The sequence below is a fragment of the Bacillus salipaludis genome, assembly GCF_004358205.1.
Genome location: NZ_SMYO01000012.1, coordinates 1 through 11,790, shown reverse-complemented (window position 1 = coordinate 11,790; position 11,790 = coordinate 1). Strand labels below are relative to the sequence as shown.

The 11,790-nt window shown below is 40.3% G+C and carries 12 protein-coding genes and 1 pseudogene; 6 read left to right on the top strand and 7 right to left on the bottom strand.

Features of this window, described 5'->3' with window-relative positions; genetic code table 11:
* Window positions 1-142 precede the first annotated feature (142 nt).
* Window positions 143-1,625 (bottom strand): annotated as a pseudogene (locus tag E2K98_RS22285) (MFS transporter).
* A 213-nt stretch (window positions 1,626-1,838) separates the two neighbouring features.
* Here E2K98_RS22285 and E2K98_RS31140 point away from each other — a divergent pair.
* On the top strand, window positions 1,839-1,979 hold the full coding sequence (locus E2K98_RS31140) for a hypothetical protein (protein WP_165976346.1): 141 nt from the start codon (window positions 1,839-1,841) through the stop codon (window positions 1,977-1,979).
* Between the two features lie 143 nt (window positions 1,980-2,122).
* Here E2K98_RS31140 and rlmD read toward each other — a convergent pair whose 3' ends face one another.
* Window positions 2,123-3,496, bottom strand: a complete 1,374-nt coding sequence (gene rlmD, locus E2K98_RS22280) for a 23S rRNA (uracil(1939)-C(5))-methyltransferase RlmD (RefSeq protein ID WP_133338086.1) — start codon at window positions 3,494-3,496, stop codon at window positions 2,123-2,125.
* A gap of 135 nt (window positions 3,497-3,631) precedes the next feature.
* Between rlmD and cidR the strand changes: the two genes are divergently transcribed.
* A complete protein-coding gene (gene cidR, locus E2K98_RS22275) occupies window positions 3,632-4,525 on the top strand; it encodes a cidABC operon transcriptional activator CidR (RefSeq protein WP_133338084.1) in 894 nt (297 codons plus the stop codon).
* Window positions 4,526-4,627: 102 nt separating this feature from the next.
* On the opposite strand, the gene E2K98_RS31135 is transcribed toward cidR, so the two are convergent.
* Entirely contained in the window at window positions 4,628-4,798 is a 171-nt protein-coding gene (locus E2K98_RS31135) for a hypothetical protein (RefSeq protein WP_165976345.1), read from the bottom strand.
* A gap of 647 nt (window positions 4,799-5,445) precedes the next feature.
* Between E2K98_RS31135 and E2K98_RS22270 the strand changes: the two genes are divergently transcribed.
* The gene (locus tag E2K98_RS22270; RefSeq protein WP_133338082.1) at window positions 5,446-5,979 is read left to right on the top strand and encodes an acyl-CoA thioesterase; all 534 of its coding nucleotides are present in this window, start codon (window positions 5,446-5,448) and stop codon (window positions 5,977-5,979) included.
* The gene (locus E2K98_RS22265) at window positions 5,979-6,350 is read left to right on the top strand and encodes a hypothetical protein (RefSeq protein ID WP_026573578.1); all 372 of its coding nucleotides are present in this window, start codon (window positions 5,979-5,981) and stop codon (window positions 6,348-6,350) included. Before E2K98_RS22270 ends, E2K98_RS22265 begins: the two co-directional genes overlap by 1 nt.
* A 136-nt stretch (window positions 6,351-6,486) precedes the next feature.
* On the opposite strand, the gene E2K98_RS22260 is transcribed toward E2K98_RS22265, so the two are convergent.
* The 3 genes from E2K98_RS22260 to E2K98_RS22250 form a co-directional block, all read right to left on the bottom strand.
* A complete protein-coding gene (locus tag E2K98_RS22260; protein WP_133338080.1) occupies window positions 6,487-7,950 on the bottom strand; it encodes a nicotinate phosphoribosyltransferase in 1,464 nt (487 codons plus the stop codon).
* A 63-nt stretch (window positions 7,951-8,013) separates the two neighbouring features.
* Complete coding sequence (locus E2K98_RS22255) at window positions 8,014-8,565, bottom strand: cysteine hydrolase family protein (protein ID WP_133338078.1); 552 nt, start codon at window positions 8,563-8,565, stop codon at window positions 8,014-8,016.
* Between the two features lie 107 nt (window positions 8,566-8,672).
* Window positions 8,673-9,614, bottom strand: a complete 942-nt coding sequence (locus E2K98_RS22250) for a diacylglycerol kinase (protein ID WP_026573575.1) — start codon at window positions 9,612-9,614, stop codon at window positions 8,673-8,675.
* A gap of 413 nt (window positions 9,615-10,027) precedes the next feature.
* Between E2K98_RS22250 and plsY the strand changes: the two genes are divergently transcribed.
* Entirely contained in the window at window positions 10,028-10,642 is a 615-nt protein-coding gene (gene plsY, locus E2K98_RS22245; protein ID WP_133338076.1) for a glycerol-3-phosphate 1-O-acyltransferase PlsY, read from the top strand.
* 159 nt (window positions 10,643-10,801) lie between these two features.
* On the opposite strand, the gene E2K98_RS22240 is transcribed toward plsY, so the two are convergent.
* Window positions 10,802-11,356 (bottom strand): thioredoxin family protein, encoded by a 555-nt coding sequence (locus tag E2K98_RS22240; protein ID WP_133338074.1) that lies wholly within the window; start codon window positions 11,354-11,356, stop codon window positions 10,802-10,804.
* Window positions 11,357-11,629: 273 nt separating this feature from the next.
* Between E2K98_RS22240 and E2K98_RS22235 the strand changes: the two genes are divergently transcribed.
* Window positions 11,630-11,790: sodium:solute symporter family transporter (locus tag E2K98_RS22235; RefSeq protein ID WP_407921223.1), on the top strand; the 161-nt coding region annotated here is incomplete at its 3' end.

Sequence of the window (11,790 nt, the reverse complement as noted above, 5' to 3'; positions counted from 1 at the left end):
AAGAGTAAGGGGGTACCCAATGAATAAAATTTCACTTGGGTACCCCTTTTTATAAACCATCCAAAATTTTTAATAAAAATATACTTTAGATTTCTTAGTTCGCACATGTAATATTGGATTAATTTTTCTATTTAGAGTATAGCTATTTTTCATTTTCCGATTCAGCCATTTTTTCAACAATATTTCTTCCCTCCTCTTTCCACCAAAGGGCCTCATGAGGATCCTCCAGAATTTCCGCAATTTCATGTTTTTCCTCTACTGCTGGTGCTGATCCCCGCAGCGCTTTCCCCGTGGTTTCCTTTACAAAAAACATGGCGACAAGACCAATTAAACATGCAGCCATAATATAATAAGCTGGAACCATCTTGTTATCTGTCACTTTTATAAGCCACGCCATCACCAATGGAGTTGTTCCGCCAAATAGAGAAACAGAAATATTAAATGTAATGGCCAGCGCAACATATCTTACTTGTGTAAAAAACAAAGAAGGTAGCATAGACGGCATGGTTGCTTCGAAGGTAGCTAAAAGAATAGCTAATATCATCAGCCCTAAAAAAACCGTCAAATTATTCCCGCTTTCAATCATCTTGAAAGAAGGGATGGATAAAAGAATTACCCCAATCAAGCCTCCTAAAATAATGCGTTTATTCCCTATTCGATCACTGAAATAACCCATGAGTAAAACAATGGGAATCATGATAAACATCACAATTAGAATCAACAAAAGACCTTTGGTTTCTTCATAACCGAGGACAACATTTAAATAAGCTGGCATATACGATAACAACATATAATCCACAACATTAAAAAATAAAACTAAAACCATCCCTTTTAACAGTTGTGGCCAATGATAAACAAAAACTTTTTTGATTAACCCTTTTTCATTTTCCTTAGGCTTTTCTTCTTTCATTGCTTCAAAGATAGGAGTCTCTTCCAAATGGTTTCTCAAATAAAGACCAATTAGGCCGATCGGAGCAGCTATAAAGAAAGGAATCCGCCATCCCCAATCCTGCATTTTATCGTCTCCAAGCCAAAAACTGAGAATCGTTACGATGCCGGATCCAGCAATATATCCTACTAATGTTCCTACTTCTAACCCGCTTGACAAAAAGCCTCTTTTTTTATCGGGTGAAGATTACACGATGAATGTCATGGCACCTGAATATTCGCCGCCTGTAGAAAATCCCTGAACTAATCTGGCTAAAAGCAACAATATAGGCGCCAGATTTCCAATTTTCGCATAGCTTGGTATCAACCCCATACTTAAAGTAGCTAGAGACATTAACACTAAAGTGATGGTTAATATTTTTTTTCGTCCTAACTTATCACCCAACATGCCAAAAAACATCCCGCCCAAGAGGACGAACGAGGAATGCCACAGCAAAAGTACCAAATGAATATACTAATTGGAGCGGCCCGGTCACGCCCGAAAAGAACACTTTTCCTATTATTACAGCTAAGTAGGAGTAAATTCCAAAATCAAACCACTCCATCGCGTTTCCAAGAGCAGTTGCTACCACTGCTTTTTTTGTAGCATCTGTATCCACAATGGTAATATCATCTTTTCTTAGTCTCCTTTGGGATTTTTTTCTAAACCCTGCCCATTTTTCCGCATTTTCAACCAATCAGTTCACCCTAATTCATATTAAAAGTCAAATCATGATGTTATTTTAAACTGGCTTCTTCATTGCTATTCAAATAAAATTTTCGTGGAGCTTCTTAATTTTTGGCTTATTTCCAATTGTAAAAATCTATCACCTTATTGCATATATGGGCAAAATTGAACAATACATTCAAAAATAAAGTAATGAATTCAAAAGGAGGAGGAATTTTTAATTATGGAGGAAGAAGGTATGAACTTGTATGCAAAGCAACGAACCTTGTTAAAAGCATTAACGACTGAGTGGCGGACACATGAAAGGATAAAATTATTCGATGTAAGAGGATTAAACAATTTTAAAAAGAAGACTGCCCCCTAAATGAGACTGCCTTCTTATATCTTTTATTTGCCCTTCCAGTTAATGAAAAGCCTGATCAAGGGTTAGAACTGAATCGGGCCCAGGAAACGGAAATGTTTATTTTCACACAAAACGAGCACAATCAAAAACGTAAAGTTTTGGGGTTACACTTTTAACATAAGTTGCGACACACACTCCACATGTGTCGTCTGTGGAAACATATCCACCGGCTGGACTTCTAAGGTTTTATAGCCCCCATCTTCAAGGATCCGTAAATCCCTTGCCAACGTTGCGGGGTTGCAGGATACATAGACAACCTTTTTCGGCTTCATTTCAATAATCGTTTGCAGCAGAGCTTCATCACAGCCTTTACGCGGCGGATCGACAACTAATACATCCGCTGTATTGCCTTCCTTATACCACTTAGGGATTACAACTTCCGCTTCCCCAACGGCAAACTCCGCATTGGTGAAACCGTTTAAAGCTGCATTACGCCGCGCGTCTTCAATCGCTTCCGGAACCACTTCCACACCGAAGACCTTCTTCGCCTTTTGTGCTAAAAATAAAGAAATTGTTCCGATGCCGCAATACGCATCAATGACATTTTCATCACCAGTCAAGCCAGCATATTCGAGTGCCTTATTATAAAGCACTTTTGTTTGAACAGGATTCACTTGATAAAAAGAAAGGGCTGAAATTGCAAACTTTACATCGCCAATATAATCGTAAATAACTTCATTTCCCCATAAAACGGTTGTTTTCTCACCAAGAATGACGTTTGTCCGCTTCGAATTCACGTTATGGACAATCGATTTAATCCTCGGCAGCCGCTTTGAAATTTCTTCGATCAGCTTGTTTTTTTGGGGAATATCTGATGTCCTTGTTATGATCACGACCATTAATTCTCCTGTTTGCTTACCATAACGGGCCATAATATGGCGAAGAACCCCTTTATGCGTTTCCTCCTGATAGGCAGGAATATGAAGCTCACCGCAGATTTCTTTTACCACCTGAACAGCCTCATCGATTTCCGGAAGCTGGATGAGGCTTTCATTCGTATCGACAATTTCATGGCTCCTTGGTTTAAAAAAGCCAGAAATCAGCTTGCCGTCCTTTTCTCCGACTGGAACCTGTGCTTTGTTACGGTAATACCAAGGATGTTCCATGCCTAAAATTGGGTGAACCTTCACGTCCTCGAGCTTTCCGATTCGGGTAAGTACCTGGCGTACCAGATTTTCCTTATACTTCAACTGCCCTTCATAACTAATGTGTTCAAGCTGACAGCCACCGTACTTATTGGCCTCACTGCTGTCGACTTCAACCCGGTAGGGGCTTTTTTCATAAAGCTCGATTAATCTTCCAAAACCGTAGCCCTTGTTCACCTTAATTACCTTCACTTTTGCCTTTTCACCAGGCAGTCCATTAGGAATGAAAAGCGGAAATCCATCCACTTTAGCTACACCTGCTCCATCATGGGTTAAATCTTCAAAAACCACATCTATATATTCATTTTTACTCACTGGTAATGTTTTGCTCATCTAATTCTTCCTTTTCTTCGATTTGACTAGCAAGATTGTATCATATTTAGGATTGGAATACGAAGCACACGTGGTAGAATGAACCGATTAGAAGTAAAATAAGCCTAAACCTTTAACATAAGCAGGTGTACAAGTGTGGATATTAAACATTTACAATATTTTATTGAAGTAACGAATTTTAATAGTTTTTCCCGTGCGGCTGAACATTTGTTTATTACACAGCCAACGATCAGTAAGATGATAAAAAACCTTGAAACTGAGCTAGGAGTGGAGCTTTTTGACCGTTCCCGCAAGCAATTAACGTTAACGGATGCCGGCCGGGTGATCCTTGAGCAGGCAAAATTAATTGATAAAGCTTTTAATAATTTAGAAACAGAACTAGACAATTTATTAGGACTTAAAAAAGGGCATATCCGGATTGGTTTGCCGCCGATTTTTGACGCGGCTATTTTCCTCAAAATTGTTGGAAGCTTTCATGAAAAATATCCTGGTATTACCTTTCAATTAGTGGAGGATGGCTCAAAGAAGATCGAAGAAGATGTGGCGAACAATCTTCTTGATGTCGGTATCATTGTGCTTCCGACGAAAAATGAACTTTTTGAGCATTTTTCTTTTATGGAGGAGGATTTGAATCTTATCCTTCACCCCTCTCACCCGTTTTCTGATCGCTCGGAGGTTGAACTGGTTGAACTACAAAATGAGGCGTTTATTTTATTTAATAAGGATTTTGCCTTAAACGACCGGATTATTCTTTCTTGTAATAGTGTGGGCTTTAACCCGCATATTATCTCTGAAAGTTCACAGCGTTCTTTTATTGAAGAGATGGTTGCCAATAAGCTTGGGGTTTCCCTATTACCGGAAAGTGTATGCCATAACTTAAATCAAAACGTTAGGGCAATTAGAGTGGTTAACCCCTCCATCGGCTGGCATTTAGCGATGATTTGGGGGAAGAATCAATACCTTTCTTATGCGGCGAAAGAGTGGCTGGAGTTTACGAAAAAAGAACTTATAAAGCATTATCACAAATAGGTGCGATATTTAGGTTAAGGTCTCTTTCGATGACCGCGGACGCTCTTTTTTTATCTGCTCGGGCATCTTCGGCCTTTATCGGTGACCGCGGACGCTCTTTTTTTATCTGCTCGGGCATCTTCGGCCTTTATTGGTGACCGTGGACGCTCTTTTCTTATCTACTCGGGCATCTTCGGCCTTTATCGGTGACCGCGGACGCTCTTTTTTATCTTCTCGGGCATCTACTGCCTTTATCGGTGACCGCGGACGCTCTTTTTTTATGCGCTCGGGCATCTACAGCCTTTATCGATGACCGCGAACGCTCTTTTTTTATCTGCTCGGGCATCTTCGGCCTTTATTGGTGACCGCGAACGCTCTTTTTTTATCTGCTCGGGCATCTACACCCTCTATCGGTGACCGCGAACGCTCTTTTTTTTATCTGCTCGGGCATCTACTCCCTCTATCGGTGACCGCGAACGCTCTTTTTTTATCTGCTCGGGCATCTACACCCTCTATCGGTGACCGCGAACGCTCTTTTTTTATCTGCTCGGGCATCTACCCCCTCTCTCGATGACCGCGAACGCTCTTTTTTTATCTTCTCGGGCATCTACAACCTTTATCGGTGACCACAGACGCTCTTTTCTTATCTACTCGGGCATCTACACCTTCTCTCGGTGACCACGGACGCTCTTTTTTTATCTGTTCGAGCATCGAACGCTGAACACGACAATCTTCTATTTCTTTTAATAACAAACCATAACCGTTTTTGCATAACTGAAAGCATTTACATAGATAAAAGCTATACTACTGATAAAATATAACCATTTTACTTACATTGCAACCGGGCGTACACTTGTAAATGCAAGAAAAACCCTTTAGCCACTTGGAAATAGTGCTAACCCTCAACAGACTATATTCCAACTTGAAAGGATGCAACCTAGATGAACGCAAAAAAAGTAAAAGAGAGCCGCATCATTAATACTGCACAAGTATTATCTTGCGATTTAAATAACTATAATACACTATTCGGCGGAGTTTTAATGAAAAAGCTCGATGATGCCGCAACCCTATCTGCACGAAGACATTCCCGGGAAAAAGAATGTGTAACAGCTTCAACCGACTCCATCGATTTCCTATGTCCAATCCACCAAACAGATTCAGTCTGTGTCGAATCGTTTGTTACCTATACAGGAAAAACATCAATGGAGGTCTTCTGCAAAGTCATTGCCGAAGACATCATGACCGGTGAACGCCGAATCGCAGCAACCGCTTTTCTAACCTTTGTTGCCTTTGGAGAAAATAAACGCCCGGTAGAAGTTCCTGGTGTTATACCTGAAACAGAGGAGGAAATATTCCTTTATAAGACCGCGAAAGAACGTGCTGAAATCCGGAAAATCAGAAGACAAAAATCAAAAGAATTAGCTGCTTATATATCACTTAAAAAGCCTTGGGACACAGAAGAGGAGGAGAAATAATGATTACTTTATCAAGCCTTGATGAATTAACTGAAGCAAAAGAAGTACTTGCAACATTAAAAAAGGAATATCCAGGTCTTTTTGAAAAATTCCAGGATATGATTAACCTTACCCGGGCATTTCAATTTAAATACCACTATATGGGATGCTTAATTATGGGAGAAGATCCGGGAGAACATACACCTAAGTTCGTCTATGGCTCTGTGCTTAGACTCTATAAAAGAGAGTTACAGAAATTAGTAACGGATGCTGATATCGAGGTATTAAAGCAAATGTTTACCGATTTTAAATCGATTGGCTACTCTAAAATTAGTCAGCTTATACTGGGTCATGAGCCCGAATCATTAGTTGGGTCCTCAAGTATTCAATAATACTTTTTGGATATAGCAAAGGTCTTCCCCTTAACGGAATTAAAATTCCACCTCTGCAAGGAAAAACAGGAACTACACCCCAGTTCCTGTTTTTTCATCAAAAAGCGCCCCTTACTAAAGGGGCGCCTAATAGAACTTATTCCTGCATTTCTGCAACCTTCTCTTTTACTTCTTCAATATTTTTCATCTTGTTATCCCAGCATTTTTGGCTTAGGTCGACTGGGTAATCTGTTGGGTTCATGGTCCGCTTGTACTCAGGCCAAAGAGCGTTAAGGTTTTGTTTCAGATACTCCCGTGACTCTTCCAGACATGGAATTTCGTACACAAGATCACCCTTTACAAAGATATCTTCATGAAGCTCTTTTGCCGTGTAGTTCGTGACGACCTTATTAATATACGTATGGGTAGGATGGAACATCTTCAACCGCCTTTCCGGCAGCTTTTCATCCTCCATCGCAATATAATCCCCTTCAGCATGATTGTTCTGATTATTAATAATTCGGTAAATTTTCTTCATGCCCGGTGTCGTCACTTTATCCGGATTAGAGGAAATTTTAATTGTATCCTCCATTTCCCCCTGCTCATTTTCAATTGCCACAATTTTATACACAGCACCTAGCGCCGCCTGATCGTATGCTGTAATCAGTTTCGTACCGATTCCCCAGCTTTCAATTTTTGCACCCTGGGCTTTTAAGTTTATGATTGTATACTCATCCAAATCGCTCGATGCAAAGATCTTTGCTTTTTCAAAGCCTGCCTCATCGAGCATTTTACGCGCTTCTTTTGACAAGTAGGCCAAGTCACCGCTATCAAGGCGGATTCCAATGAAATTAATTTTATCGCCTAATTCCTTCGCCACTTTAATCGCATTTGGCACACCCAGCCTAAGCGTATCATAAGTATCAACCAAAAAAACGCAATCCTTGTGGGCTTCGGCATATTTGTGAAAAGCAGTGTATTCATCCTTATAAGCTTGTACCATCGAATGGGCATGGGTACCCGACACTGGGATTCCAAACAATTTTCCCGCCCGGACGTTACTTGTTGCCTCAAATCCTGCTAAATAAGCCGCTCTTGTTCCCCAAATGGCTGCATCCATTTCCTGTGCCCGTCGTGTCCCAAATTCCATCGCCACTTCATCGCCAACTACTTGTTTAATCCTTGATGCTTTTGTCGCAATCAATGTTTGGTAATTCACAATGTTAAGCAAGGCCGTTTCAATTAATTGTGCTTCCCCTAATGGAGCATCTACTCGAAGGATCGCCTCATTACCAAAGACAAGCTCTCCTTCTTTCATCCCGCGAATCGTTCCTGTGAATCTTAACTCCTTAAGATAACTTAAAAAATCATCCTCATAACCAACTTCATTTTTTAAATACGCTAAATCCTCTTCACTAAAACGGAAGCCTTGAATATATTGAATCACTTTTTCCAATCCTGCAAAAACAGCATAGCCATTCCCAAATGGAAGTTTTCGGAAAAATAATTCGAAGACTGCACGTTTATTATGTATTCCGTCTTTCCAATAAGTCTCAGTCATATTAATCTGGTACAGATCCGTATGTAATGTTAAGCTATCATCATGATAAATGTGTTTCATCATAGACCTCCGAATTGCTGCAAGAGCATTTTCACCATTTTAATCATTCTATCATTTTAATGACTATTTAACCATAGCGCCAAGCGATTGTACAAAATGTCCTAGAGCCCATTCATGTCCCTTTTGATTAAAAGAAGCCACTGCTTCTTTATAGACCACAATTTTAAAACCTTTATTATAGGCATCAATTGCTGTGTGCAGGACACAAATATCGGTACAAACTCCGACAAGATGCACCTCTGTAATTCCCCGTTCACGGAGCTTAATCTCTAAATCAGTACCGGCAAAAGCAGAATATCTTGTCTTATCCATAAAAGTAACATGATCATGAAGCCTATTCTCTTCATAAACTGCCTGAAGCCCGCCAAATAAATGCCGGCCATCGGTTCCCCGTAAATTATGCGGTGGAAACAATTTTGTTTCGGGATGGTATTCATCCCCTTTGTCGTGAACATCAATGGCAAAAACAACATAATCATCGTTTGCAATAAATTCCTTTGTTAAAGCGATGATTTTTTCTTCAATCGCTTGGCCTGGCTCACCGCAGGTCAACGCACCGTTATCCGCTACAAAATCATTGGTATAATCGATATTGATTAATGCTCTTTTTGACATATTTCGTTCACTCCTTCACATTCCCGTCTTGACTACTGTCTTTCATCCATTATACACAAAATTCTACTTATCTCACTAAAAAATCCGCTCTCAAAGGAACGGATTTTTTAGCTATATCTTTTCCCCGGCACCCAATCTGTCGGGCGGTCAAGCGGGCGAATATCATCTAGTGGAACAAACACTTCCAAATGGCGATACAGATTTTCAAATTCTGCCGGGAGCAAACCACCGAATTCTCCGTCTAAATTCAATTGAACCTTTTCGTTTGAATATACCTTGATCCGATTGGCCTGTGTGTAGATGACATTTGAGTCATTAACGTGTTCACCACGAATCGCTAAAGTGGCAACCCTGACAAACTCGGCAAGGTTAATTTTTTTCAAAATTAATAATGAAAAAAGGCCATCATTAATCGATGAGTCAGGGGCAAGCTTCTCAAACCCTCCAATTGAATTAGTCAGCCCTACTAGAAACAGCATAGCCTCCCCTTCAAAAAGCTTTCCATCGTATTCGATTCTAACCTCAGAGGCCTTGATGGATGGAAGCATCTCCATCCCTTTTAAATAATAAGCCAGTTGACCAAGCATCGTTTTTAACTTGCTTGGCACTTCGTATGTAAGTTCCGTAATTCTCCCGCCACCTGCAATATTAATGAAATACTTATCATTGATGCGGCCAATATCTACAGGAATTAAATCCCCTTTTGTAATAATATCAACAGCTGCACTAATATCACGGGGAATATGCAGAGCGCGGGCAAAATCATTGGTCGTACCAGCAGGAATAATCCCTAATTTTGGCCGAAATTCCTGTTCTGCAAGACCGTTGACTACTTCATGAATCGTTCCGTCACCGCCTGCTGCAATAACTACATCATACCGACGCTTCACGGCAATCCGTGCTGCTTCGGTCGCATCCCCTGCACCGGTAGTTGCATGACAAGATGCCTCATAGCCGGCCGTCTCTAATTTTGCAAGGATTTCCGGGAGATTACGTTTTAAAATCTCACGCCCCGATGTAGGATTATAAATTAATCTAGCTCTCTTCATTCCATCATCATCCTATTTTTTGAAATCAACAATTGGCTTTTTTGTATGTCTCGTTCCACCTTCTATATTCTACCAATTAATATTCTGCCTTACAATCTTATCGATAGCCATAATGACTATTCTAACCTGAAACGTCCGTCTATTATCATAACGTTTTTTTATTATTTTGCAAAAAAAGCGCTCTTAACACTAAAAAGAAGGCTCAAGTAAGCCCTTTACCATTCCGTAATCTATTCATTTAAGTTTACGGGAATATCCTCTCTTGAGCCAGCATAGCTATTAGCAACTTGACCAAAATCAAATGGTTTCGAAATGGGCTCCTTCTTGATTGCTGAATAATAAGCTTTCCATGAAAATAATACCATTTTAGATTGCTAGAGTGCTATAAATACTTTGACAAGGGATGGATGAAAATGTTTTGGTTGCTCCTACTTGCTTCCTACTTAATAGGAAGTATTCCGACCGCCTTAATTGTAGGCAAACTAATCTTTGGTGTTGATATTCGTGAGCACGGAAGCAAAAATCCTGGCGCAACCAATACCTTAAGGGTTTTGGGGAAAAAATCAGCGATTTTCGTACTGCTTATTGATGCTGGGAAGGGGGCGGCTGCCTCCTATCTGCCGTTGTACCTCCATCTTGACCACGAGCCGCTTTTCTTCGGGTTTGCTGCCGTTTTGGGACATTGCTACCCGATTTTTGCCGGGTTTAGAGGCGGGAAAGCGATTGCTACTACTGCAGGGGCCTTATTAGTTGCCAATCTCCCTTTATTTATCATTGCATATTTTACCTTCTTTTCCGTTATCTTTTTAACCAAATACGTATTCTTTGGCTCCATCTCAGTCGGCCTTAGTATGCTCACCTATGCTTTTTTATCTCCCAAATTGGAGTCTGAACTCATCTTTCTCGTATTCTCAATTTTTTTAATTTACCTTCATCGTTCAAACATCCGTAATTTCATCCTTGGAATCGAGCCAAATATTAATGATAAAAACATAAAAAGCGATCGAATACCACCAATAAAAAAATGAGAAGTCTCCGGCTGCCTTTTCAGCCGGAGACTTCTCATTCTATTTTAGGCTGTGTTAAACTTGTCTGTTGATTTCTGTTCCAGGGACAAGCCGTTCGCGGGCGTGCCTTCCACTCCATTCAACAGAGTTAAAAAATCAATAATGTCCTTTAACACAGCCTTATTTTAAAAGAGTTGCTAATATGCTATTGGCTACGGTCTGCCAAACGCCTGTGTCTGTTTGGTAGGATTTCGCCAAGCGTTTATATAAAGCCATTTGTTTTTCTTGAAAATCAGGCGCTTCTTTATCCGGCAATTCTGTACGGCCCTTTTCCACAAGTGCCTGAATTTCAGGTGCTCTTGGTCCCCAAACACCTATTTCATTTCCCTCTTGGTCAATAAAAATAAAAATTGGAATCGCACGGGAGGTCCCATTGGTTAAGTATTGATCCATCAGCTCAAGGTTCTGGTCACGAAGTACAAAACGAACCTCCATGTTAGCCGCCTCCGAAATTCTCAGCAAGATTGGATTATTCAATAATGCGTCCCCACACCAGTCCTCCGTAATAACAATTGCACGAAGGCCCTTTACTTTTAAAGGCTCTAGCTTTGTTTGGTCCTCTTCACTAACCCGATAGCCCTCAAAAATAGAAAGCATTTCCTCTTTATTCCTGGTCATTGAACTAATGTATTCATCCGTGGTGAGTCCCTTATGAAACCATTCATTTAAGTTCATTTTGTTAACGCCCCTTCCATTTTCTTCAAGGATAATTGATTAGATTATTAGGTGCAACGCATGTGCTCACGACTAAAGATAACATTATTTTACAATTATATAATACTATTTCAAAAAAATAATTATTAGGGACTAGTCATATTTATACAAAGTTGATAGAATATTTTCTATAGAGGAAATATTATTTTTAATTATTTCCAATATAATAAAGGGGGAAAATGAATGTCTCATCAAACTTTACAACTAGTTTCGATCGGGATTTACCTGGCCGGGATGTTGTTAATTGGATGGTATGCATATCGCAAAACAAGCAACCTCACAGATTACATGCTTGGCGGCCGTTCTTTGGGGCCTGCTGTAACCGCTTTAAGTGCCGGCGCTGCAGATATGAGCGGCTGGTTACTAATGGGTCTGCCTGGCGGTATCTATGTTAC

Excerpts from the sequence above, each read along its gene's own strand:
- E2K98_RS31140 (WP_165976346.1), top strand. The coding sequence starts at position 1,839 with ATGGAGGAAGAAGGTATGAACTTGTATGCAAAGCAACGAACCTTGTTA.
- rlmD (WP_133338086.1), bottom strand. The coding sequence starts at position 3,496 with ATGAGCAAAACATTACCAGTGAGTAAAAATGAATATATAGATGTGGTT.
- E2K98_RS31135 (WP_165976345.1), bottom strand. The coding sequence starts at position 4,798 with ATGCCCGAGCGCATAAAAAAAGAGCGTCCGCGGTCACCGATAAAGGCA.
- E2K98_RS22270 (WP_133338082.1), top strand. The coding sequence starts at position 5,446 with ATGAACGCAAAAAAAGTAAAAGAGAGCCGCATCATTAATACTGCACAA.
- E2K98_RS22265 (WP_026573578.1), top strand. The coding sequence starts at position 5,979 with ATGATTACTTTATCAAGCCTTGATGAATTAACTGAAGCAAAAGAAGTA.
- E2K98_RS22260 (WP_133338080.1), bottom strand. The coding sequence starts at position 7,950 with ATGAAACACATTTATCATGATGATAGCTTAACATTACATACGGATCTG.
- E2K98_RS22255 (WP_133338078.1), bottom strand. The coding sequence starts at position 8,565 with ATGTCAAAAAGAGCATTAATCAATATCGATTATACCAATGATTTTGTA.
- E2K98_RS22250 (WP_026573575.1), bottom strand. The coding sequence starts at position 9,614 with ATGAAGAGAGCTAGATTAATTTATAATCCTACATCGGGGCGTGAGATT.
- plsY (WP_133338076.1), top strand. The coding sequence starts at position 10,028 with ATGTTTTGGTTGCTCCTACTTGCTTCCTACTTAATAGGAAGTATTCCG.
- E2K98_RS22240 (WP_133338074.1), bottom strand. The coding sequence starts at position 11,356 with ATGAACTTAAATGAATGGTTTCATAAGGGACTCACCACGGATGAATAC.